At 58.1% G+C, this 22,351-nt stretch carries 23 protein-coding genes; 9 read left to right on the plus strand and 14 right to left on the minus strand.

The window, feature by feature from the left end:
• Positions 1-159 precede the first annotated feature (159 nt).
• The 4 genes from pflB to AB7813_RS04520 are packed head-to-tail and all read left to right on the plus strand — an operon-like array spanning position 160 to position 5,812.
• Positions 160-2,430 (plus strand): formate C-acetyltransferase, encoded by a 2,271-nt coding sequence (pflB, locus tag AB7813_RS04505; protein WP_441227905.1) that lies wholly within the window; start codon positions 160-162, stop codon positions 2,428-2,430.
• 12 nt (positions 2,431-2,442) lie between these two features.
• Complete coding sequence (pflA, locus tag AB7813_RS04510; RefSeq protein WP_093758490.1) at positions 2,443-3,270, plus strand: pyruvate formate-lyase-activating protein; 828 nt, start codon at positions 2,443-2,445, stop codon at positions 3,268-3,270.
• Positions 3,271-3,306: 36 nt separating this feature from the next.
• Positions 3,307-4,911 carry a TrkA C-terminal domain-containing protein gene (locus AB7813_RS04515; RefSeq protein ID WP_120289558.1) on the plus strand — a complete coding sequence of 535 codons (1,605 nt, stop codon included), beginning with the start codon at positions 3,307-3,309 and terminating at the stop codon, positions 4,909-4,911.
• 31 nt (positions 4,912-4,942) lie between these two features.
• Complete coding sequence (locus AB7813_RS04520) at positions 4,943-5,812, plus strand: formate/nitrite transporter family protein (RefSeq protein ID WP_120289556.1); 870 nt, start codon at positions 4,943-4,945, stop codon at positions 5,810-5,812.
• Between the two features lie 513 nt (positions 5,813-6,325).
• Here AB7813_RS04520 and AB7813_RS04525 read toward each other — a convergent pair.
• A complete protein-coding gene (locus AB7813_RS04525; RefSeq protein WP_120289552.1) occupies positions 6,326-6,733 on the minus strand; it encodes a hypothetical protein in 408 nt (135 codons plus the stop codon).
• Between AB7813_RS04525 and AB7813_RS04530 the strand changes: the two genes are divergently transcribed.
• The 3 genes from AB7813_RS04530 (at position 6,711) to AB7813_RS04540 (ending at position 8,831) form a co-directional block, all read left to right on the plus strand.
• Entirely contained in the window at positions 6,711-6,911 is a 201-nt protein-coding gene (locus tag AB7813_RS04530; RefSeq protein WP_147421633.1) for a hypothetical protein, read from the plus strand. The genes AB7813_RS04525 and AB7813_RS04530 overlap by 23 nt on opposite strands.
• Positions 6,912-7,285: 374 nt before the next feature.
• On the plus strand, positions 7,286-7,549 hold the full coding sequence (locus AB7813_RS04535) for a hypothetical protein (RefSeq protein ID WP_120289550.1): 264 nt from the start codon (positions 7,286-7,288) through the stop codon (positions 7,547-7,549).
• A 352-nt stretch (positions 7,550-7,901) separates the two neighbouring features.
• On the plus strand, positions 7,902-8,831 hold the full coding sequence (locus tag AB7813_RS04540; protein ID WP_439061623.1) for a DUF4344 domain-containing metallopeptidase: 930 nt from the start codon (positions 7,902-7,904) through the stop codon (positions 8,829-8,831).
• A 485-nt stretch (positions 8,832-9,316) separates the two neighbouring features.
• Here the strand turns inward: AB7813_RS04540 and AB7813_RS04545 are convergent, their stop codons facing one another.
• The 9 genes from AB7813_RS04545 to AB7813_RS04585 form a co-directional block, all read right to left on the minus strand.
• A complete protein-coding gene (locus tag AB7813_RS04545; protein WP_120289546.1) occupies positions 9,317-9,787 on the minus strand; it encodes a hypothetical protein in 471 nt (156 codons plus the stop codon).
• Positions 9,771-10,694, minus strand: a complete 924-nt coding sequence (locus AB7813_RS04550) for a DUF2950 domain-containing protein (protein ID WP_441227906.1) — start codon at positions 10,692-10,694, stop codon at positions 9,771-9,773. Before AB7813_RS04550 ends, AB7813_RS04545 begins: the two co-directional genes overlap by 17 nt.
• Positions 10,691-12,319, minus strand: coding sequence for a DUF3300 domain-containing protein (locus tag AB7813_RS04555; protein WP_439083419.1), 1,629 nt, complete (start codon positions 12,317-12,319; stop codon positions 10,691-10,693). The genes AB7813_RS04550 and AB7813_RS04555 overlap by 4 nt, the downstream gene beginning before the upstream one ends.
• Positions 12,320-12,435: 116 nt before the next feature.
• A complete protein-coding gene (locus AB7813_RS04560) occupies positions 12,436-14,337 on the minus strand; it encodes a sensor histidine kinase (protein WP_439088862.1) in 1,902 nt (633 codons plus the stop codon).
• A 96-nt stretch (positions 14,338-14,433) separates the two neighbouring features.
• Positions 14,434-14,673: a hypothetical protein gene (locus AB7813_RS04565; protein ID WP_439073021.1), complete on the minus strand. Its 240-nt coding sequence runs from the start codon at positions 14,671-14,673 to the stop codon at positions 14,434-14,436.
• A 38-nt stretch (positions 14,674-14,711) separates the two neighbouring features.
• Positions 14,712-15,515, minus strand: a complete 804-nt coding sequence (locus AB7813_RS04570) for a DUF2092 domain-containing protein (RefSeq protein WP_441227907.1) — start codon at positions 15,513-15,515, stop codon at positions 14,712-14,714.
• A gap of 79 nt (positions 15,516-15,594) precedes the next feature.
• Positions 15,595-16,020 (minus strand): hypothetical protein, encoded by a 426-nt coding sequence (locus AB7813_RS04575; RefSeq protein ID WP_439071787.1) that lies wholly within the window; start codon positions 16,018-16,020, stop codon positions 15,595-15,597.
• Positions 16,021-16,031: 11 nt separating this feature from the next.
• Complete coding sequence (locus AB7813_RS04580; protein ID WP_439084231.1) at positions 16,032-17,264, minus strand: HlyD family secretion protein; 1,233 nt, start codon at positions 17,262-17,264, stop codon at positions 16,032-16,034.
• Positions 17,257-17,700 carry a hypothetical protein gene (locus AB7813_RS04585; protein ID WP_439083417.1) on the minus strand — a complete coding sequence of 148 codons (444 nt, stop codon included), beginning with the start codon at positions 17,698-17,700 and terminating at the stop codon, positions 17,257-17,259. The genes AB7813_RS04580 and AB7813_RS04585 overlap by 8 nt, the downstream gene beginning before the upstream one ends.
• A 158-nt stretch (positions 17,701-17,858) precedes the next feature.
• On the opposite strand from AB7813_RS04585, the gene AB7813_RS04590 reads away from it, so the two are divergent.
• Complete coding sequence (locus AB7813_RS04590) at positions 17,859-18,314, plus strand: hypothetical protein (RefSeq protein ID WP_089264212.1); 456 nt, start codon at positions 17,859-17,861, stop codon at positions 18,312-18,314.
• A gap of 36 nt (positions 18,315-18,350) precedes the next feature.
• A complete protein-coding gene (gene ppk2, locus AB7813_RS04595; RefSeq protein WP_120289532.1) occupies positions 18,351-19,151 on the plus strand; it encodes a polyphosphate kinase 2 in 801 nt (266 codons plus the stop codon).
• A gap of 43 nt (positions 19,152-19,194) precedes the next feature.
• Here ppk2 and AB7813_RS04600 read toward each other — a convergent pair whose 3' ends face one another.
• The 4 genes from AB7813_RS04600 to AB7813_RS04615 form a co-directional block, all read right to left on the minus strand.
• On the minus strand, positions 19,195-19,629 hold the full coding sequence (locus AB7813_RS04600; protein ID WP_120289530.1) for a hypothetical protein: 435 nt from the start codon (positions 19,627-19,629) through the stop codon (positions 19,195-19,197).
• 54 nt (positions 19,630-19,683) lie between these two features.
• Positions 19,684-19,839, minus strand: coding sequence for a hypothetical protein (locus tag AB7813_RS04605; protein WP_158596792.1), 156 nt, complete (start codon positions 19,837-19,839; stop codon positions 19,684-19,686).
• A gap of 123 nt (positions 19,840-19,962) precedes the next feature.
• Positions 19,963-21,555 (minus strand): SulP family inorganic anion transporter, encoded by a 1,593-nt coding sequence (locus tag AB7813_RS04610; RefSeq protein ID WP_439071788.1) that lies wholly within the window; start codon positions 21,553-21,555, stop codon positions 19,963-19,965.
• A gap of 68 nt (positions 21,556-21,623) precedes the next feature.
• Positions 21,624-22,340, minus strand: a complete 717-nt coding sequence (locus AB7813_RS04615) for a YoaK family protein (RefSeq protein ID WP_120289526.1) — start codon at positions 22,338-22,340, stop codon at positions 21,624-21,626.
• Positions 22,341-22,351: the final 11 nt, after the last annotated feature.

The following is a 22,351-nucleotide window of genomic DNA, read 5'->3' on the forward strand; positions in this document are numbered from 1 at the left end:
GACGGAGAGGCAAGAACTCTGTGGATACAACTGCGCTTGGCTCAGCGTTGGCTTGATCTAGATCAAGCATCGGTAGCTCGGCTGGACCAACATCCGAGACACTTGCTCGCGCAAAATCACCCCATCGGCACAGCGACCGAGGAAGCACCGGAGGAAACCATGAAAGCAAGTGCAGCACTCAGGAAGGAAGCTGACACCAAAGATCGCTGGAAGGGGTTCCGGCCAGGAGACTGGCAGACTTCGATCAATGTGCGCGATTTTATTGTCCGGAACGTTACGCCTTATACCGGTAGCGAGACTTTCCTGGCAGCTCCATCGCAGCGCACAAAGGCGGTATGGGCGAAACTGCAGCCTTACTTTTCGGATGAGAGAAAGAAGGGCGTGCTTGCGGTAGATGCGGCCTCTCCTTCCACTATGCTGGCACACAAAGCTGGCTATATCGATCGCGACAATGAAGTCATTGTCGGCCTGCAGACGGATGAGCCCTTCAAGCGAGCGATCTTCCCGTTCGGCGGCCTGAGGATGGTTGAGAATGGTTTGCAAGCTGCCGGCTTCGAACCTGACGCGCGCGTGCACGAGGCATTCACGAAATATCGTAAGTCGCACAATGATGGCGTGTTCGACGCCTATACGCCCGAGATCATGAACTGTCGGAGATCCGGGATCGTTACCGGTCTGCCCGACTCTTACGGGCGCGGCCGCATCATTGGTGATTATCGCCGTTTGGCTCTTTACGGGATCGACCGTCTCGTTGAGGTCAAGCAGGCAGAACGCGCCCAGATCGACGACATGTGGCCAACCGACGAAATCATTCGGATGCGCGAAGAACTCTCGGAGCAGATGCGTGCGCTCGGCGATCTGGCTGCCATGGCGAAGCTCTACGGGAGCGACGTATCCAAGCCAGCAGCGAATGCACATGAAGCATTCCAGTGGACCTATTTCGCCTATCTTGGCGCGATCAAGGAGGCAAACGGCGCCGCGATGTCGATCGGCCGTATATCGAGCTTCCTCGATATCTTCATCGAGCGCGACCTGAAAGGCGGCATTCTGGACGAAACCGGGGCCCAGGAGCTCTGGGACCAGCTTGTCCAGAAGCTCCGCATCGTCCGCTTCCTCCGTACCCCTGACTATGATGCGTTGTTCAGCGGCGACCCCTACTGGGCGACCGAATGCGTTGGTGGCATGGATTTGGACGGGCGGGCTTTGGTGACCCGAAGCAGCTACCGGATGCTGCACACGCTCTACAATCTCGGTCCGGCGCCCGAGCCGAATATTACGGTGCTCTGGTCGACCAAGATGCCCGCGCCCTTCAAGCGATACTGCGTGAGAGTCAGCAAGGACACCTCTTCACTTCAGTACGAGAATGACGATTTGATGCGACCTTTCTGGGGGGACGATTACGGCATTGCCTGCTGTGTTTCGGCAATGCGCCTCGGAAAGCAGATGCAGTTCTTTGGAGCGCGGGTCAATCTGGCGAAAGCACTGCTCTATGCCATCAACGGCGGCCGAGACGAAGTATCTGGCGAGCAGGTCGCGCCTCAGTCGCAGCCCGTTGCGGGTGATTTCCTCGACTACGACGATGTGATGGGTAAGTTCGATACGACGATGGAGTGGCTCGCCAAGATTTACGTCCACGCCATGAACTGCATCCACTATATGCACGACAAGTACTTCTATGAGCGTCTGGAGATGGCGCTTCACGACCGCGACATCCTGCGGACGATGGCGTTCGGCATAGCAGGCCTCTCGGTGGTTGCCGACAGTCTCAGCGCTATGAAGTACGGGAAAGTACGCGTCGTGCGAGACGCGACGGGACTTGTGGTTGACTACCAGAACGAGGGTAACAAGTCGACGCCGCAGTTCGGTAACAACGACGACCGGGTCGATCAGATCGCCTCTAGCCTCGTCACGCGCTTCATGGAGAAAATCCGTAAGCATCCGACCTACCGGAACGCGACACACACCCAGAGCGTGCTCACGATTACGTCCAACGTCGTCTACGGCAAAGCCACCGGAAACACCCCGGACGGACGGCGGAAAGGAGAGCCGTTCGGACCTGGCGCGAACCCAATGCATGGACGCGATAGCCACGGTTGGCTCGCGTCCTGCCTCTCGGTCGCAAAGCTACCCTACAAGGATGCGCAGGACGGCATCAGCTACACAGTTTCGGTCGCTCCCCAGAAGGCTCATCTGTCGGAAGACCAACTCGTGGATGAAGCAGTCAAGGCATTCGACGTGTACTTCGATCGAGGCGGGTTCCATATGAACCTGAACGTCATCGACAGGGAAACGCTCGAGGACGCGATGAAAAACCCCGACAAGTATCCACAACTTACGATCCGGGTCTCGGGTTATGCCGTGAATTTCGTCCGACTGACGCCAGAGCAGCAACGCGACGTGATCAGCCGCACCTTCCACGGCCAGATCTGAGCGAGGTGCACCATGTCAACGGTGCAGACCCTGGAGCCGGGAAGTCGTCATGACCTTCGGGTCGGGATTTCACCCGACGCGCCCGATGAGGACAAATTCAAGGACCAGGAAGGCACGTTCGGATACTGCCATTCCTATGAGACGTCCTCTCGCTACGACGGGCCCGGCTTGCGCACCGTGCTGTTCGTCTCGGGCTGCCTTCTGCGATGCACCTATTGTCACAATCCGGACACTTGGCACCTTAAGGACGGCACCTACGTCTCGGCCGCCCACGTGCTCCGCCGCCTTGCCGATTTCGCGCCCTCCCTTCGGGCACTTGGCGGCGGGCTAACCATCTCGGGTGGCGAGCCGATGGTACAGCGCGCGTTTACCCAGCAAATATTTGCCGGCGCCAAGAAGATGGGCCTGCACACGGCTGTGCAGACCTCCGGCTTCCTCGGCGATCACGCGGACGATACCTATCTGTCCGAGATCGACCTCGTTCTTCTCGACATCAAGAGTTCGGATCCCGAAACATATCGTCGAACTACCGGCCGCGACATCGCGCCAACGCTTCGTTTTGCCGAGCGCTTGGCGTCGATGTCGAAGCCGGTCTGGGTCCGCTTCACCCTCGTTCCCGGCGAGAATGACGATCCGGCGAATGTCGATGGCATCGCGCGATTTGTCGCGCCGATGAAGAATGTCGAATGGGTGGAAGTGCAACCTTTCCACCAGATGGGCGCGTTCAAGTGGAAAGCGATGGGTCTCGAATACAAACTTGCTGACACGCTACCGCCCAGTCCGGATCTGGTGAACCGGGTGCTCGGACAGTTCCGTGCTGCGGGATGTCAAGCACGCTGATCAAACAATTGTTCGGCAGATTTGGGAGTAAGACACATGATGGATTTTGCGCGCGACATCATCGGCAGCCAGCCAATCTTGACGGCTTTTCTGGCGATTGGATTAGGCTACCTCGTCGGCCAGATCAGCATCGCCGGATTTTCCATGGGCGTCGGAGCCGTTCTTTTTGTCGGCCTCGGGATCGGGGCCTTTGCGCCAAAAGCCCAGATCATTGGTCCGATCGGACTGACCGGTCTAATCATGTTCCTCTACGGGATCGGCATCCTCTACGGCCGTCAGTTTTTCGAAGGCATGAGCGGAGTTGGGCAGAAATACAATCTGCTCGCCCTCGTTGCGTGCCTGACCGGCTTGGCCGTAGCGCTCGGGCTCGGGCACATATTTAACATCAAAATTGGTCATACCCTTGGGCTTTATGCGGGATCGATGACAAGCACGGCATCACTACAGGCCGCGCTCGACGTCATGAAGAACAAGGACCCGTCGATCGGATATTCAATCGCATATCCGTTTGGCGTCATCGGTCCAATTCTCTGCATCTATTTCATGACCAGGCTCGTTAAGCCCAAGTTCCCGGCCAAGGCCCAGCATTTTCATATGGGCGAAATCACTATCGGCGAGAACTTTTCCGGTGTCACGCTTGGAGACCTCGCCACTGACTCTCTCGCCGAGCTGCAGATCACGATGGTCCGCCAGAACGGCCGCAACGTCGTTCCGACCGACGGCACCATTCTGAATGCGGGAGACGCCCTGCTCGTCGTCGCCGATCGCAAAGAGGAAATCGCACTGGCGGCTGAACGTCTTGGCCGACTCGAACCGGGCCGGCTCGCGAGCGACCGCGCCGACCTCGATTACATCCGGGTCTTCGTTGGCAAGGCCAGCACGGTCGGCGTACCGCTTTCGAAGCTGCCGATGCCGCCCGGCGTGCCAGCGCACATCTTGCACGTGCGGCGCTACGATGCTGACCTCGTTCCATCTCCCGACCTCATGCTGGAGTTTGGCGACCGCGTCGGAGTGCTGACGCCGCCGGACAAGAAAGAAGACATCCGCAAACATTTTGGTGACTCCATCAAGGCGACTGCTGACTTCAGCTATGTTTCGCTCGGTCTCGGCATGGTGATGGGCGTCCTTCTCGGTCTGATCCCTATTCCGATTCCGGGCGTGGGTACTGTGACGCTCGGCATCGGCGGCGGCCCGCTAATCGTTGCGCTCGTTCTCGGCAAGCTCCGCCGCACCGGACCGATGCTTTGGACCATGCCTCTGCCAGCGAACATCGTTCTTCGGAACTTCGGTCTCGCGATTTTTCTCGCAACTGTTGGGGTGAATTCCGGACAGCCCTTCGTCCGCACCGTAGCGGAATCGGGATTCACAATGCTGTTCATCGGCGTTGCCATACTTCTGACGACAGTGTTCATCGTCCTCGTTGTCGGCCACTACATTCTGAAGATCCCATACGATGACCTGGTCGGCGTGGCATCCGGCGCAACTGGAAACCCTGCCATCCTGGTCTATTCAACGAAAATGGCGCCGACCGAACGCCCAGACATCGGCTACGCCATGATCTTCCCATCGATGACACTTTTGAAAGTGATCGCGGCGCAGATCGTCGGGCTTTTGACGATAGGCAGTACAGGCGGGCAATAGCGCCAGTGACGACGATCGAGGAGGAGCAGGAATGCCCGATCGGATCCCCGCGCCGCAACCGGCTATCTTCAATCTGCAGGCTTACAGCCCGGCAGAAATCAAGGAAGCTGTAGAAAAGGTCGGTATAAAGAAGGCAACGCTACCGTTCCTGGCCTCCTTCATGCTGGCGGTCATCGCGGGCGGTAGCGTCGGCTTCGGCGCTCTTTACTACACGATCATTGCCAGCGACGCAGATCTCAGCTTCGCCACTGTGCGCGTCGTCGGCGGGTTAGTGTTCTCCCTCGGACTTGCGCTTGTTCTAGTTGGAGGCGCCGAGTTGTTCACGGGCAACAACCTGATCGTGATGGCGTGGGCGAGCGGAAAGGTATCTACGGCGGCGATGCTCCGCAACTGGGCCACCGTCTATCTCGGAAATTTCCTCGGATCACTTGGACTGGTTGTGCTGGTCTTTCTCTCTCATCACCCGGACATGAATGATGGCCGCATCGGCCTTTCGATACTGAATACGGCCGCCGGAAAACTTCGCCCCGATATGATGACACTGTTCTTCAAAGGCATCCTTTGCAACGTGCTCGTTTGCGCGGCGGTGTGGCTTGCTTATGCTGGCCGGTCAGTTACCGACAAGATCGTTGCAGTCATCCTGCCGGTGTCTGCTTTCATAGCAGCCGGGTTCGAACACTGCGTTGCCAATATGTATTTCCTCCCCCTGGCGTGGCTGCTAGTCCAAACCGGTCACGCGCCAGCGAATTTCGACACTTCATCCATCACAATGTCCGCGATATTCCACAATCTGTTGCCGGTAACGCTCGGCAACATCATAGGCGGCGCCGGCTTTGTCGGTGTCGCTTACTGGGCAATCTATCGTGCGGCGTTCGGCGCATCGCACCGAGATCAGAAATAACAGGCGCAATCTCCACGCTCGAATCGGCTTACCAACATGTCGCCACAGCCCAACCATCGGCAATCCTATCGGACGACCGCTTCGGACGCGATACGGAGCGGCCTGTTGAGCCGAACGCTTGCCCCAGCGACCGCAATTGTGACCGCAATGCTCCTCGCGGCCTTGGCCGCCGTCGGCAGCGTAGATGCAGCGACGCGAGCCAAGCCCAACCAGATCCGATACAAGTATGTTGCGCCAACGGACCCGTCGCACCAGGCGATCTACGATCAGATCGAGCAAGCCGAGCCCTCGAGCTCCTGCAGCAATTGCTGAGCCCTCTCCGCCTGCCCCACCCGCTCACACTCAAAGTCGCGAGTTGCGACGGCGTTCCCAACGCCTGGTACGAAGATGAGGTCGTCACATTATGCTACGAACTGCTGGCAGAGATTTTGAAGAATGCGACGACGCGCGATCTCTCTGCTGCTGGGGTCTCCAAAGCCGACATAATTCTTGTCATGGCGTCGGCGCGGCAGTTCAATACCTCCTTAGCATGCCGTGTTCCACGCTTATGTCGCCGTAATCGGCGCACGCCACTTTAGGCGCTCTCCTCAAGGCCGCGAGCACTCGATTGGTCGTTTTTCCAGCCGCCTCTGATACTTCAGGACGGAATTTACTTCGGTCGTAATCCTTGGCATCGTGGGCCTTTATAGCAGCGTCATAAGCCTCGATCATTGCCATCGCCGCATCAGCGCTCCCGAGAAGCTTGGCCCCTTGTTGGACGCCGCCGACGCCATTGGCCTCGTAGCCGGTGCACCGTTGTTCGAGCACCGCGGCTGCGGTAGCAAGTTGGTCTAGGAACGTCGATTCGGCGTCCGTCAGCGTCTGCATCTGCACCGTCACGATTATCGGGAGCAGTGCGATGGTCGCCAAAGTGATTTTCATCGTCTCGGTCCTCCCTACGGCGGTCGAAAGATTCAGCTACTGCTCGACGCCAGCATCCGCAAACCCATTAGCACCGAAGTATGAATTATCCATCGACGTCAATAGCGCCAAGCAACTCGGTCTGAGCGTGCCGCCGGCGCTTCGCGCAGAAGCACCGAAGTCATGGAAAAATCAGTGACCGCTTTCCATGTCTGCTGTACATGTCATTTTGCTTGGCTGCTGGATCAGTCGCCATGGCAGCGTATTATCCTTGCATTAAAACCACGGCCTTTCTCAAACCAGATATCGTCAACAGTTGCGGTCGCACAGTCCCAACTCAGTCCCCTCCACAGAACCTGCGGACCCATGACGATGAATCGCGTTCCCTACTCTCAGCAGTAGCGCCGCAGCGCGTCATCTTTGGCAACGGTGCCGCCGGTCGGGTCGGAGACAAAACCTTTGATCTAGGTCAACGTCTGCGAGCTTCAAGCATTCACGCTATAGTAACGCGCCCCACAGGCGTCTCCACCAGTCACCCTTCGGTGACGCAAGCGTGAAAGAGGGAGTGCGGCCATGCACCCGAGGAAAAGTCCATCAATCAAGTCGGCGACTATTGCCGGTATTATTGCGAGCGCCCTGTTGGGGTCTGCAGGCCTCACTCTTAATCCGGCGCCAGCCAACGCGGTCGTTTATTGCCAGTACGTCAGCTATCCTTCAGGTTGTGTTGCCCGCGCGGGCGTCGCGCTTAGGGCACGTCCGGTGGCGCGCGCTGCGGTTCGTCATAACGCCGGTGGCAACATGAATGGTGGCGTCAATCGCGTCGGGGTGAGACGGTAGAGGTCGGTATGCCGCGGCTGCCCGGCTCGTTGTCGCCATTCTCATAATTGCGGTCGCGGAGCTTCCAGGCCACCGCGATCTGCATGCCAGCACGCCCTGGCACCCGGCGCGGGCCGGCAAGTAAAGCGCTTGCGGCTGCCGCTTGCTCGCGGGCGCACTTCTAACAACTGAGATGATAGCTCAAATTCAACGCGCCATTCTTGAAAATCAAATCTCTGTTGCCCAAACCCTGCGGATAGTCCTGTACTCGCAAGCCGTAAGTCGATGCAAGGCTGGCGAACGTCTCCGCCCGCATCAAGCGAACGAGAGAGCTGCTCGAACAGCGAAGAGACCCCTTAAAAGCAGGTCGAACATGTCGCCACAGCTCGACCATCTGCAATCCCATCGGACGACCGTTTCGGATGTAGTACGGAGCGGCTTGTTGAGCCGATCGCTTGCCGCAGTGACCGCAATACTCCTCGGCGCCATGGCCGCCATCGGCAGCGTAGATGCTGCGCCGCGAGCCAAGCCTGACCAGATCCGATACAAGTATATTCGGCCAACAGATCCGTCGCACCAAGCGATCTACGATCAGATCAAGCAAGGCCGAGCCCTTGAACTCCTGCAGCAATTGCTGAGCCCTCTCCGCCTTCCCCATCCGCTCACACTCAAAGTCGCGAGTTGCGACGGCGTTCCCGATGCCTGGTACGGAGATGAGGTCGTCACGTTGTGCTACGAACTGCTGGCAGAGATTCTGAAGAATGCGACGACGCGCGATCTCCCTGCTGGGGTCTCCAAAGCCGACACAATTCTCGGTCCAGCGCTCGACGTTTTCCTGCACGAGACCGGACATGCTGTTTTCGACATGCTGCAAATCCCTGTCCTCGGCCGGGAGGAGGATGCGGCCGATCAGTTCTCCGCTTACGTCATGCTCCGGCTCAGCAAAGCCGAGGCCCGCAGAATGATCCTCGGCGCAGCCTATCTTCGCGCAAAGGAGCTTCCGGAAGCGGAGCCCCTGTCCTCTCGCGATAAGTTCTCGGACGAGCATTCGATGCCGGCCCAGCGAGCTTTCAATGTTTTGTGTATCGCTTACGGCGCGGACAAGAAGCTGTTTGCCGATATCGTCGCGAACGACATCTTGCCTAAGCAGCGAGCCGAAACCTGCGAGATCGACTACGACGATCTCACATTCGCTATGACGGCCTTGATCGGTCCGCATATCGACAAGACTTCAGCCAGGAAATTTCATGAGGTTTGGACGAGAACCGTCAGCGCCCGCCGTACGCGTCTGAATCGCCAGTAGGATAGATTTTATCCTCGTCCCGCTGTAGTCGGTCATCCCGGCGAATCGGCGTTCACCGTCTCCCAAGAAGCGATCGTCGAAAACCACTACCCCGAGCTTCTTTCTCGCAACCGAAACTTCCCGTCATGCCTCGCCCGTATTTTCTCTGCCGCTTGAGGTAATAGACCTCGTCGCGATAATCGAGCCAAACAACAGTATCTTCATGGCAATGCTCCCGCGCCTGCGTCTCATAGCGAAACGAAGTAAGCGGGAGAGCAGTGACAGCAGACGGCGCGAACAGCAGAAATGCGAACACCCAGGGGCACTGTCGGCAGATCAAGGCCTTACCGCGAATAGTGGATAGTTTACGTGACAGCACTAATCCCCAGCCAATTTCTGCGGACCGCCCCAAGAATAGATAAGGCCTTTCAGGCGCTTTCGATAAATTCATGCTGAGTGCGCACCTCTTACGAAATCAAACCGATTACGTCGTGACTATCCGCTCGTCACTCCTTCAGGGAAATTGTGATCTGGCCGATATTTCCAGCAAGCTCCACTCCCGCGCGGGGTCCGCGCAGGGCAATCCTTACACCCTGCCCATTCGTTAGTTGAACGCCGCCCATCCCGCCAACGAAGGCGCCTCCACCCCCAACAGAGCTATAGGTGCCGGCAAAGTCCCTGATCTGCCTTATGCCCGAGGCCCATCCTGTCAGTCGAATGACGGACACTCCCGCTGCAAACCCGAGACTCAGGCCGGATACCCTGAATGGATAGTCCCGGCCGCGATATGTCACGATGCCGCTGCCGCCGCCCGCGCCCAAGACCAGCCCCGCCTTCAACAGCTTTACCCGAACATAGCCGGATGCCTGAGCCCGGGACGGCGTCACCGGAACAGTCGATGTGAGCAGTACAACTGCCGTCAGATGCATCACGAGCAGACGCAAAGCAGATATCCCGCGCTCAGGGCTTTTCTGCATCGACTTTTTTCCAGGTCTGGTCCGGATCGAACAAGGACATGCGCCTCACGATCCGGTCGGTCTGCGGTCCGAGATCCTTTTCGTAGACCGTCCCGGCATGATTGACCACGAACGTCTTGACGCCGGAATTTCCGTATTCGGCAGGCCAGGCGATTAGTCCATAGCCGCCGATCATCTTGCCTTTCACCAAATAGATCAGCGCGCCGCCGGGAGCATTGGCCCCCTGCCCTTTCAGTATGCGAAAGTAGTAGCCGTGATACGGCTGCGGCTTTTCACCGACCTGGTAGCCTTCAGTTGAAGCTTCTGCGACCAACGCACCCAACGGGCTCGGATCGCCATCATCACGCCAAAACAGCCCGTCCTTCTTGCCCGGCGTCGATACAATCCGCTGTGCATAAACGCCAGCGCCCTCGCCGCGATCCTTCTCGGCATATTCGTTCTGGGCGTCGACATAGGCGAGACTGGTCTGGATCGCATCAAGTTCGTTACGGCCGATCCGGCGATACAGGACCTCGATGCGGCCCTCTTCAGTATCGAACTCCCAACCTGTCTTGGTGTTGATGAGTGGAATCGGGAACGGAAAGTCGTCCGTACCGAGCATCAAGGTAGCTCTCTTGTTGCCCTCCGTCTTGATCGCATGCTTGGCGTCATACATGGACGTGAAGCGCAGACGCGTGTCAGCGTCGGCCACCTCGTCACCGGACGACACGATGTCATCGGCTGCCTTGCCGAGGACCTTTAGAATATCGCTAGCGTCACCCTTGACCGCGATGGCAAGCGCCGCTGCAGCAGCCTCCGGCGTTGGAAAGGATTGTTGCGCTTCCGACACCGAGCCCATGAGGGCCAGCGCCACGACAGTCGCCGCAGTTGTCGATGCAGCGCGATGGATTGACGTCCAAACGATCATGGCGACACCTCCGAAGGGATTTTTGCGCCATTTGCAAGCCAATCCCGATAGGTGCGGAACGTCAGACCGAGCGCCTCATACTTCACCCGCAGGTAGCCGTCGCTGCCCCGCCTCACGGCATCTGGCACCACGTTTTCGACTTCCTGCGCGATCACGCCGACATAGGCCTTCTGGCCGCCGAGATAGCTGAAGCGATAGTAGCCGAGACCGTTGGCGAGATGGCCCAGCAGGACAACGTCATGCTTCAGAGCGATGTCAGACCGCCGCCCACCGCCGCCGCCACCTCGGAAACCACCGCCGCCACCACCACGGAAACCACCGCCGCCACCGCCATGAAAGCCGCCGCCTCCGCGCGCGCCAGCGAAGCTTGCGCCGCCGCCGCGCGGCATGCTCGCCATGCTGGCCCGTCCGCGTGCAGACGCCGCCGCCGCCGCGCGGCCGGACGACACATTCATTGCACCGCCACGATTTCCACCGCCACGCCCGGCCGCGCCGGCCCCGCTGCGGTTGGCAGTCTTCACACGATCACCGCCGCCTTTGGCGCGATTGCCAGCCTTCGCGCGATCGGCGCCGCCTTTGGCCCGGTCCGCAACGCTGGCGCGATCTCCACCTCCCGGCCGATCTCGTGTGCCGGCGCCAACGCCGCCTCGATCTCCCGCGCGATCGCCAGCGCCCTGGTTCGGACGCAGCACCTGCTGCCCGTCGCGACCACGGAAATCCATCCGGTTCGAGGCGCCCGCCTTCAGATTGTTGTTGCTGAAGCGCTGCTGAACGTTGGCGTTGTTGTAGCGCACGCCCTGGCGGTGCGCCGGGTTGTGCTGCCAACCGTTTCCAACATTGGTCGTGCGATGGTTGACATAGACGTTGCGGTTACCCCAGTTGAAGCCACCGCCCCAGTAGTTGCCCCAACGCCCGATTGCCCATGCGGTGCCGAAGGCGACACCCGCCGCGACAACACCCGCGCCGATATAGGACGGGTACCCGAAGTAATACGGTGGATATTCCGCATAGGGCCAGGTCCCGTACACCGTTGCCGGATCGTAATACGGTACATAAACCGCCGCAGGATCCGCCTGTTCGATCACGACCACCTGCTTGCTTTCCTGGGCCTTAACGCTGACCTTTTGCTGCTTGGTGGTCACGAGCTTTTTGTTGTCATAGGCTTTCGCCCGCAGCCGCTGGATCGCATCCATGACATCCGGCTGTTGAGCGAGCACCGCATCGCCGAGGCTCTTTGTCCAATCGACCTTGTCGCTCATCATCGCCAGGACGTCCGGAGTGCTGACCAGAGCCTTGACGCTGTCGTCCCACGCCTGCTTGTCGACCGCTTCCTTCAGCGCGTCACCCTTGAGCGACTTGCGTTCCTTGGCCCAACGATCCGCCTGCACTACCTCCAGCGGGTAGGTCGATGCTGCCAGGACATTCGCGAGCAGTTCGTCGGGATAAAGCGCAATGGGTGCGACCAGCGCCTCAAGTTGCTCTGGCTTTAGCAGCTCGACGCTCGGCGTTGGTCGGCTCGCCGGAACGTCTGGAGCGGCTGCCTTATCAACCGTCTGGGCCGAGACAGCGACAGGGATCGCCATCACCAGTGCAAGCGCGAATAGAATCTTGCGGCAGCAGAACATCACACCCTCCTTCGGGGTTCCCTGCAGCAAGCATCGACGGAAGGGAGGAAGGTCCTTTGATCAAGATCAAGGAAAGCCGAATTTCCAGTGACCGCGACGTTGGAGGATCTCTGACTTCATGCGGTGGACGACTGCGCGAGAGCGAGTGGGATTTTGATCACAAACAGCGCGCCGCCTGATACTTGATTTGCAGCAGAGATCTCCCCTTGGTGCGCCTCTACGATAGTACGGGCGATGGCGAGTCCCATACCCAAGCCTTGCGCCTTGGTCGTGAAGAATGGGTTGAAGATGCTCCGGATATCCGCGACCACGATTCCTGGACCGGTGTCGCTAATCTTGATTTCGGCGTGCGCGTTCAGCCGGGCCGTCGATATGTTGACTTCGCGCTCTTTATCGTCGGCATCGGAGATTGCGTCCATTGCATTAATGATCAGGTTGAGAATGACCTGTTGCAGCTGAACCGGATCGCCCTTGACGTACAAATCGCCCGAAGCGGCAGCGAACATTAGCGCAATGCCGCGTCGATCAGTCACTGCTTCTACAAGCCCGATCGCCTCCCGCACCGTACTGTTCAAATCGATGTCCCGGACCTCGAACGGCGTTTTCTTCAGTACGCTGCGAAGTCGGCGGATCACTTCGCTGGCCCGTTGATCGTCACGCCTGATGTCCGCAAGGATTTCCCTAACTTCGGCGAGATCCGGAGAGGCCCCCTTCAGCAAAAGCTCCGCTGTCTCTGTATTCGTAAGAATGGAGCCAAGCGGCTGATTCAGCTCATGCGCAATGGAGGTCGTCAACTCTCCGGCGGCCGAATAGCGGTTGACGTGCGCAAGTTCCGCCAGCCGCTGTCGTGACTCGATCTCGGCAAGGCGTCGCCGGCGACGTTCGTGCAATAAGCCGCTGATCAACCCCGTTTGGATCAGAATGACGGCAGCAATCAGCTGAATCTGCCAGCGATACTGCGCCCAAATATCGGGCTCGCGAAACAGGATCTCGCTGCCCGGCGGCAGATTGCTCTGGTTGATGCCCCAGCGTTGCATTTGCCGCCAATCGAATTTCGGCGCAGCGAATTCAATCGGCTCGACTTTGATGTTCCCCGGCTTCTCGCCGCCAAGGATTCGAACCGCAGCGTTGACAGTCTGCTTGCTGGTTTCGGCGATCGAATGCATCGGGCCGCCAACGGTTTCTGGATCGAAAAAGGCTTCCTGGTAGGAGAAGATCGGCGCATTGGCGACTGCATGAAGGCTACGCAAGGCAAGGTCGCCTTCATGGCTGACACCGGCAGCGTCGATAGACATCAAACCCCAGAACAGGACGGTGTGCGGCGGAAGCGCAGACGCTCTCTTGAGAATTTCCGTAAACGGAAGATCGGTATAATAGACAAAGGCGACACGGTTCTCTAGCGGCTTCAATTCCCTTTTTAGCTCCTCAAGCCAAAATTGTTCCAATGCTGAGGCACCGATCACAACGGCAATCGTCTGAGTTTCCGGCATGACCTGAAGAATATTCTTGAACGCGGCCAGAAAATCATTGCGGACCGAAATGACGGTGTCGTTGTCCGTGAGGTTCACGCGGTTCACCAGCCGCTGCTCCACCACCGTCAGAACCATTGGCGTTCCGGGAAAAAGCTGCTCGCGATACTTCTGAACGAACGTTGCCGCCGGCGCTCCGATGCTCAACACGATATCAGGTGGACGGCCATGGTAGAGCGAGTTCAAATAGTCAACGAACGGTGCTTCCGGACCCGGGTTATTGAACCTCGCCGTGAGCAGCGCATGTTCCTGGATGTCCAGCGGCCACGGCGAAAGCCGCTCGAGCGTCGCCTTGATGCTCCTAGCATGCTCGCTCCAGGGGCGAAATTCCCGACCGAATGAATGAAGTACCAGCACGCGCTTAATGTCACTACGCTCAGTAGCTCCGGCAATGTCGAACGGAATGGACGCCCACAGCAGCGCGCAGACACACAGACGTACGACCAGGCGTAGTCGATCCGTGACAGCAACGGGGATGCAGCGATTCATCGTCCTCCCCAACCGTCTGAGACTCGCGAACAGTCGCTATGACACAGTGTCAGCGTGTGCGCATTTCCGCAACAGCCGGGCCAGGCAGCGCTGACGTCAACAGACCGTCGTGACTCGCCCATAGGCGTCCACGACTTGCCTGCACGATGAGCCATAATAGACGCCCGCGGCGCCGGCCGCAGCACCCACTGCAACGGCTCGGCGGGTGGTCCGGCGCGCTACCCCGGCATAGCTCATCGGTGTCAGCGGCCGCCCAACCCTCGCTTCAGCGACGGAGAATACCCCATGTATTGTGACGTCTCCGCCGCTCCAGCACCATCCCGCTACAAAGGACATGAGCGCGACTGCTACCATGATCACTTTTCGCACTGATTTCATTTTTTTGCTCCTGATGGCGTACCGGGGGGAATTTCGTCGAACTCTGCCATTGCGCCGGAATCCAGATCGACCTTCGTCGCACCGGCCGGTGGCTTGAATACAAATGTGTCGGCCTCCACGACGGCGTCATTCTTCCAGTCCCTGATCCTGAGCGTGTATTGCGGTGCCCCGGTCACCGTCTTGCTGGTGATCACATATTTCCGAGGAACAGGCCGTGCTCCACTCTCGATCCAGATTTGCCAATCGATATCCGCGCCACGAAACGCCAGATGTTCGCATTCGACGCCGTCGATCATACCTTGCCCAATGTGTTGAGCCTGGACGACATTGGACATCAACACGTCATAGGTATTTGTAAGCAGCAAGTCCGTGCCTGGCATCGCAGCGCCCGATTTCGCTTGGATCAGATCGACAAGCTGATCGATGGACCCCACAAGGTCGGCCTGCACATAGGCCTTGGCATTGTTGCCATAGATCGACGCAGTCTTTCCGTCGTAGATAAAGTCGACGTCGGTATAGCCTCCCGTTCGGCTAATCCGAAGCTTGTCCGGTCGCGAGAGCTGCATTCTTCCGGAACTCGTAAACTGGATCTTCTCCAGCTCAGGCGTCACGACCTCGATATCACTTTCGAATGTCGCATAGATCGACTTTTGCGCGGCCGTGTATTCAGCCATCGCCTTAAGCAATTTCGCTGGATCGTCCGCACTGGCCGGCTGTGCAGAAAATGCGATGGCGGCAGCGACCAGCGCCACATCTACAAGGTGTTTTGGCTTACTGTTAACTGAATTTCTCTCGTTCATAGCGTAACTCCCTTGGTCAACTCTATCCAGCCACCCCGCGCACACTTTCTGTGATCCAGGTCAATCGCATCATCGGATGCTAATCCGCTATATCGCAACGATGGTAGGACACTTTCATATCCACCATTCCCGGAAACTCTCGAGAGATCGTATTTTCATCAACCACGTTAAGGATGAACTGGACGTGTGAAAGCATAATGCTCGATGCGCAGGCCGCGATCAGGTTGATCGTTTCCTTACTTTCCTTCTTCGACTTGATCTTGCAGATCTCGTGTTTTCCCCTCAGACGATCTGCTTCGGCGATGAAGCCGCCGCCGTATACGCCGGAGAAATTCGTAAACGCGATCTGTTTCGCACGCCCCTTGCGGGTAAACACTTTGTTGCATTGGTCCGCACTTGTCGCCCACGCACCAGCAAGATCGATCGCCTTTGCGCTCCGCGGTGACAACATTGCTGAGGAAGCCGCAATCAGGGCAATAACGACAAATCTTTGAAGCATAGCCATATTCTTTCCTCTCAATGACCGCTCAATACCAGTGTCTTGATTGGCAACAGCAGCGCCTGGATCCGCAACAGCAATGCATGCACAAGTCCGGTCGCATCTACGGCATGCAGGGCAAACCCCTTCAACGCACCAGTTTTTGGATCGGCAATTACGTCATGGTTGCTGGTGTACGCATTAACGATACACGCACTGCCCGGCGTGACTCCCTCCAAGCCGCCTTTGTAAAGCGGCTCCAGGAAGACGAGAATCGAACCGGGTCTTTGCAGGTTCTGCGGATCAATCAACAGCTCGCCGCTACGGAATTGCCCCGCGGCGATAAAATCCTGCACGCTTGTGACGACCAGCGGAATGATGACCCACGGCTGCGAGATACAGGTTGCTTCCGCGACCATGCCCGGCTTCATGACCTGGGCTTCGATCTGGCCAAATCCGGCCTGTAAGCTACGCCGACCTGCTCCGTCGGGTATCAAAACTCCGGCCGGCCGCATAAGTTGATTGACGACGTCGCCGGTGCGAATGAGAAATTGCTCAACACGGCCATCGACGCCGGCACGCACATAGGTCTTGTCGACATCCACCTGCGCTTGCGCCTGCGCGGCCTCGGCGCTCGCTCTCTCGGCCGGCAAGAGCGTAGAAACACGCAGTAGCGAAGATTCCCTCGTGGCGGTCGCCACATCGATACCGGACTGCCGCTGATCGACCAGCACTTGCAGCTTCTCGATATCGCGCTGCGGCACGATCCCGGGATTCCGACGTTGCAGTTCGGTCTTGACCTCCAGCTCATCCTTGGCCTGCTGGTGAGATGCTCTCGCTTCTCCGATCTGGGCGTCCGCCTTAGCAATGTCGGTTCGCGCCGAGACGAGGGATGCCTCGACCTCGGCGATCTTTCGCTTGGCGGTCTCCAGCGCTGCGTCCTGCTTCGAACTATCCAGCCGGAAAAGAACGTCGCCCTTTTTAACATCAGCCGTGAATCCGACATTCACCTCCGCGACACGGCCCGAGCCTTCAGGGAGAATTGGTACCGTCCGGAAGTAGATGGCCGCCGACGTTGTGGACGGATGAAAATAGAAGATCATCGTGATTAGCCCGAGCGTCAGCATCAGGCAGCCGGTGATCCCCCATCTCAGTTCATACCAGACAGAGAAGAAAGTAATCTCTTTGCCGAACCGTTTTCCCTGCCGATAGCGGCGATAGAGATAATCGGGAAGGATGGTAACCAGCGAACAGATCATGAGTTCAAGCATGGTCATGCACCCCTTGCCTTATCGAGGGCTGAACATCGGCCTTGGCGCCAGTTACAGACTCAACCTTGGCTTCAGCGGAAAGCGTGCCCGGCGTCGCATTTGCGATTCGCTCCACGGAATCCGCAATGCTGCGCATCGGCGTACCGAAATCCGGCAGGTCGATCATGGCGAGCAACAAGCCCGCGATCCAAAAAATATGCATGTGAGTGAACAGCGAGATCAGACCGAGGACAGCGACGATCTCCATCTGCAGTTTCTGGCTTTTGTGCGCCATGCGTTCGGGCAGGCTGTGCAGTTTCCAGTATAGCGTACCCGCCCATAGCAGCGTCGCTACGAGAAAAACGCCCATCACTACCATCAGGGTATCCGCTCCGTCGGCACCGGGAACGAAGAATGGCAGATGATGAGGAGCTGCGGCGTGCAACTGTTCGCTCAAGTCTTCTCTCCCTTCCGGACGCCTGGGCGCTCCGCAGCCATACGCTGTACCGTGCCTCCCCACGGTGCGGTTTGCTTGATTTGGATCAATAAAACACGATCGGCCGTACATAACCTTGTGGCAGCGCCGAAGCCGACAATCACCAGGAGCCATCAATCATGTCTCGTAGCATCGATGATCTCATTCCCAACGCCACGCAGATCCGTAAAGAGGCCGCCCTCAAGGAGGCCGAGGCGGTGGAAAAGTACGCACGTCTTGCCGCGGCGGCTGAGGCCGAGAAGCGCGCGCTGATCGAGCGGCTCAGCCAACCGTCCGGCAAGAGCGAAGCCGAAAAGGTCCAGCTTGCGTCGACCATAATCCAGCGGGCGGTACGAAACGGTTTGACGGAAGTTCAGGTCTATCGCTTTCCCAATTCGCTGTGCACCGACAAGGGTCGCGCGATCAATCAGCAAGAAAAGGGATGGGAGAAAACACTAACGGGAATTCCAAGTGAGATATTTCAGCTTTGGAGCGACTATTTGCAGCCACGTGGCTATCGCATCGGTTACCAGACCATCGATTATCCGGGAGGAATACCCGGCGACATTGCCATCACAATTTCTTGGGGAGATTGAACGTGGTTCGCATCGGATTCATGCTGGAGCTGTGAGATGTCAGCTGACGTGCCAAGGGAGCGATTAAAGCGCAAGGACTACGAGAAGGAGCTGGGAAAGCTTCAGGTCGAACTCTGCCATTTGCAGGACTGGGTTAAAGCCAATAATTTAAAAGTCATCGTTCTGTTCGAAGGACGCGATGCCGCTGGCAAGGGGGGCGCCATCAAAGCCCTCACCGAAAAGGTGAGTCCGCGGGTCTTCCGCGTCTGCGCCCTGCCAGCACCGTCTGACCGCCAAAAGTCTCAGCTATTCCTTCAACGCTACATCGAGCAGTTCCCGGCAAGTGGCGAGATCGTGATCTTCGACCGAAGCTGGTACAACCGCGCTGGCGTCGAGTATGTGATGGGCTTCTGCAGCCCCGCTGAACACAAACGCTTCTTGGAATTGTGCCCGCTGGTCGAGAAATTCGCTGTGGATGCTGGGATCATCCTAATCAAGCTGTGGCTTGAAGTCGGTATGAAGGAGCAGGAGCTGCGCTTCAAGGCACGCATCGAGGATCCTCTCCGTCAATGGAAGTTAAGCCCGATGGACACCGAGTCATTTGGGCGCTGGTATGACTATTCCCGAGCGCGCGACGTGATGTTCAAGGCGACCGATACAAGGCATGCGCCATGGCGATTGGTCCGCTCCGACGACAAGCGGCGGGCTCGGCTCAACATTATATCGCATATCCTCAAGACGATCCCATACAAGAAGATTGCGCGAAAGAAGATTAGGATGTCGAAGCGTTCCAACAAGGGCCGCTACAACGATCAGGTCAGCCTCCGTCGGATGAAGTTCGTCGAAAATCGTTACTAAAAGAAACGAGGCCGCGCAGTGCGCAGCCCCGTTCGACGCCGGCTTACTTCAACCGTATCGTCACGCCGCCAACAGCGGCGGATAGTTCAGCGCCAACTTTGGGGCCGCTGAGCTGCAGGATCACGCCATTGCCATTCTGCAATTGCACGCCTCCAGCGCCACCCACCACCGCCCCACCCGCTCCGACCACTCCATAGGTGCCTTCAATTGATGTGGGCCCCTTCAAATTGATCGCGCGACCGATAAGCTTGGTGGTAGATGCACCAATCGTGAAACCCACGCTCATGCCCGAGACGGTAAAGGGATAGGCTTTTCCGCGGTACCTCAACACGCCCTCACCGCCGCCGACCCCGACAATAAAGCCACCCTTGGTAAATATCACAGCAACCTGGCCCATATCCGCGCTTGATGGCGTGGCGAAGCCGACGACCCCAGCAAGCACCGCGACTGCAACGACAAAGACGCTAAATTTTCGCATGGTTCATTCCCTTCTGGTTGTGAAACTGACTTCTTGGGCCAAGATCATCGCGAACTATCCGAACACGGTGAAAAGTAGGCCGGACATGGCATGGCCGACCGGGAAGCCATCCTCGGTACCGAACTCTGGATCTCGTGCCGAGGAAGCCGATATCGTTCCCGCGGCCAATGTCAGCAGATCGGTTGTTGCGGCGTTGCCGTCCTTGGACATGTAACAAATCCAGGATGCTGATGGCGTGTAGCCAATGCTAAAGCCGTTCCCAGTGGCGCCTGTTGATCCAAGTCAATGCAACGTGATGTTGTGAACGACGCTCCGCTTGGCACGGCAACACGGTCAACCTTTCCTCAGATCGTCGAGTACACTATCCATCCTTCGGGTCCAGTTGGCGCTGTCGGTCTTCTCCGCGAGGCCATCAGCCTGCAAAACATCTCGGACTTGCCCGCGGGCGCCGACGATCTGAAAAGCGATGCCGCGCGAGACAAGTTCGCCATGGAGGTCGTGAAGCATTTTCACGCCCGCAAGATCGATAAAGGGTGAGGAAGAGAGCCCGCAGACCACAACCCTGGTGTCCGGTGATGCGCGAACCTTTGCCATCACATTCTCCATCGCCGTTTCCGCATTGATGTAAAGTAACGAGGCCTCTGGGCGGAAAGCGAGAACACCAGCAAGGGGCTCGACGTCAGGGTATCGCGCACTATCGGCATATCGGCCTGTTCCTGCTAAGCGCCCGAGAATCGCGACGTTTGGCTGCGAGGCACGCGCCAGTAACAGAAATATGGACGCTAGCGTAGCCAGCAGGATGCCCTGAAGGATGCCCAGCATCAGCACGGAGACAAGGGCGATCGCCGCAGCATAGAAGTCGATCCGACTGATACGCCACATCCGCATTAGCGCGGCGATGTCAACTAGTTTGTAGACAGCCGTGCAAACGATCGCAGCAAGTACAGCCTTAGGCAGATTGGTCAATATCCCCGTGAGGAAAAGTAGACAGATCCCCAACGTGGCTGAACAAATGATCAGAGCGAGCGGCGTTTTCGCGCCGGCCTGATCATTAACGGCGGATTGTGACAAGCCTCCCGCAACAGGGTAACCATGGCCGAGCGCTACCGCCAGATTGGCGGCGCCCAACCCCAGAAACTCCTGCCGCACGTCGATGGGATAGTCGTGCCTCGCCGCAAAACTTCGCGCACCTGCGACGCCTTCGACATAGGCGAGCAACATGATGCCGGCAGCGAGAGGAAATAGTTCATCGAACTCAAGAAGCCCGAAGGTCGGCATGGCAATGCTCGGCAAGCCCTTCGGAATTTCGCCGGTGACGGGAATGCCAAGCGCCGGCAAGCCGAGCGCTGTCGCGACAACGATCGATAGGATGACGACTGCAAGTCCTACCGGTCTGCCGGGCAATAGACGCTCGCCCTGGAGCAGCATGATCGCAACAAGTCCGATCGCAAGCACGATCCAGTGAACACCACCGAGCTGCCCAACAAGCACGACAAGGCGATCGAAGAAATTTCGCCCGCCACCAGCAACGCCAAATAGGCTCGGCAGCTGCGTCATGATAATGGTGAGACCCGCGCCAGCCTTGAAGCCAACCAGAATGGTGTCGCTGATCAAGCGTACCAGCATGCTTAGTCGAAAGATCCAGGCAATCAGGCAGAGAGCCGCAACGCCAAGGGCTGCTACACTCGCAATCTGCGCATAGCGAAGCGCATCGCCTGCCGCTAGACCCCCGACCGAAGCGGCGATCATCAGCGAAATCGCCGAAGTCGGGCCGACAGCAAGTTGCCGCGAAGAGCCCAACAAGGCATAGCCAATGCCGCCCAGCATGTAGCCATAGATCCCGATCTGGGGCGGCATGCCGGCGAGCGCAGCATAGGCCAACGACACCGGGATCGCATAGGCGGCCAGCGTGACGCCAGCGATCATGTCACAGCGAAGCCAGTCAGCGCGATATTCGGCAAGCCAGCGCGTCGGCGGAAAGATCCCGTGCGACCTCATGCCTGCTCCCTTCGATCAACGCGATCCCGCATCATGCCGCGGAATCCGCCGCAGCATAGAAGAACCAGCAGCAACGCACCGACAGGAACGGTTAGAGTGAGTGCTGGCGCCCGCTCTGTAATGAAAGCACCGACAGCGGCGCCTGTGCCAAATGCGGCGCAAACCCCCATGAATATACGGGACTTACGCAACAGACCGACCTGGATATCTCCAGCAACCAGTGCGACCGCTCCCTCAATCGCCTGGCGAAAGTTTCCTGTGATCATCACAGAGCTGTAGTTTGAACCCTCAACCTTGGTGAAAATCGAAGTCTGCATTGCGGCCACCATCGAGACGCCCAGCGTGCCCGCAACGTCAGGCACGCGATTGTGCAGCACACCGACAAGGATCAGAACGCCAGCTTCTACGAGAATGCTGATCGGGCCGACTCGATCACCGACTGCACGCCGCAGCCATGAGGCGATCACCACGCCGACGACGAAAGCGAAGAGCGATGGCACGAAGTGAAATGCCTCCGTCCACTTCCCGGCCGTCGCTTTTACCCATAAGAATACCAAGTTGGCGGTCTGCGCATTCGCTAGAACGCCATGCGTAATCCACGTATAGGCATCGAGATAGCCGCCTGCGAAGCCCAGCAGCAACGCGACCATCAGGGTTTCTTCGCGGCGCGTCGGCACATTAACCACACGTATCGCAGAAATATTCGAGCTCATCGGGCCAACAG

This window comes from Tardiphaga sp. 20_F10_N6_6 (genome assembly GCF_052076045.1).
GTDB classification, from domain to species: domain Bacteria; phylum Pseudomonadota; class Alphaproteobacteria; order Rhizobiales; family Xanthobacteraceae; genus Tardiphaga; species Tardiphaga robiniae.

Coding starts and splice junctions, on each gene's coding strand:
- pflB (WP_441227905.1), top strand. CDS start 160: ATGAAAGCAAGTGCAGCACTCAGGAAGGAAGCTGACACCAAAGATCGC.
- pflA (WP_093758490.1), top strand. CDS start 2,443: ATGTCAACGGTGCAGACCCTGGAGCCGGGAAGTCGTCATGACCTTCGG.
- AB7813_RS04515 (WP_120289558.1), top strand. CDS start 3,307: ATGATGGATTTTGCGCGCGACATCATCGGCAGCCAGCCAATCTTGACG.
- AB7813_RS04520 (WP_120289556.1), top strand. CDS start 4,943: ATGCCCGATCGGATCCCCGCGCCGCAACCGGCTATCTTCAATCTGCAG.
- AB7813_RS04530 (WP_147421633.1), top strand. CDS start 6,711: ATGGTCGCCAAAGTGATTTTCATCGTCTCGGTCCTCCCTACGGCGGTC.
- AB7813_RS04525 (WP_120289552.1), bottom strand. CDS start 6,733: ATGAAAATCACTTTGGCGACCATCGCACTGCTCCCGATAATCGTGACG.
- AB7813_RS04535 (WP_120289550.1), top strand. CDS start 7,286: ATGCACCCGAGGAAAAGTCCATCAATCAAGTCGGCGACTATTGCCGGT.
- AB7813_RS04540 (WP_439061623.1), top strand. CDS start 7,902: ATGTCGCCACAGCTCGACCATCTGCAATCCCATCGGACGACCGTTTCG.
- AB7813_RS04545 (WP_120289546.1), bottom strand. CDS start 9,787: ATGCAGAAAAGCCCTGAGCGCGGGATATCTGCTTTGCGTCTGCTCGTG.
- AB7813_RS04550 (WP_441227906.1), bottom strand. CDS start 10,694: ATGATCGTTTGGACGTCAATCCATCGCGCTGCATCGACAACTGCGGCG.
- AB7813_RS04555 (WP_439083419.1), bottom strand. CDS start 12,319: ATGTTCTGCTGCCGCAAGATTCTATTCGCGCTTGCACTGGTGATGGCG.
- AB7813_RS04560 (WP_439088862.1), bottom strand. CDS start 14,337: ATGAATCGCTGCATCCCCGTTGCTGTCACGGATCGACTACGCCTGGTC.
- AB7813_RS04565 (WP_439073021.1), bottom strand. CDS start 14,673: ATGTCCTTTGTAGCGGGATGGTGCTGGAGCGGCGGAGACGTCACAATA.
- AB7813_RS04570 (WP_441227907.1), bottom strand. CDS start 15,515: ATGAACGAGAGAAATTCAGTTAACAGTAAGCCAAAACACCTTGTAGAT.
- AB7813_RS04575 (WP_439071787.1), bottom strand. CDS start 16,020: ATGGCTATGCTTCAAAGATTTGTCGTTATTGCCCTGATTGCGGCTTCC.
- AB7813_RS04580 (WP_439084231.1), bottom strand. CDS start 17,264: ATGCTTGAACTCATGATCTGTTCGCTGGTTACCATCCTTCCCGATTAT.
- AB7813_RS04590 (WP_089264212.1), top strand. CDS start 17,859: ATGTCTCGTAGCATCGATGATCTCATTCCCAACGCCACGCAGATCCGT.
- ppk2 (WP_120289532.1), top strand. CDS start 18,351: ATGTCAGCTGACGTGCCAAGGGAGCGATTAAAGCGCAAGGACTACGAG.
- AB7813_RS04600 (WP_120289530.1), bottom strand. CDS start 19,629: ATGCGAAAATTTAGCGTCTTTGTCGTTGCAGTCGCGGTGCTTGCTGGG.
- AB7813_RS04605 (WP_158596792.1), bottom strand. CDS start 19,839: ATGTCCAAGGACGGCAACGCCGCAACAACCGATCTGCTGACATTGGCC.
- AB7813_RS04610 (WP_439071788.1), bottom strand. CDS start 21,555: ATGATCGCTGGCGTCACGCTGGCCGCCTATGCGATCCCGGTGTCGTTG.
- AB7813_RS04615 (WP_120289526.1), bottom strand. CDS start 22,340: ATGAGCTCGAATATTTCTGCGATACGTGTGGTTAATGTGCCGACGCGC.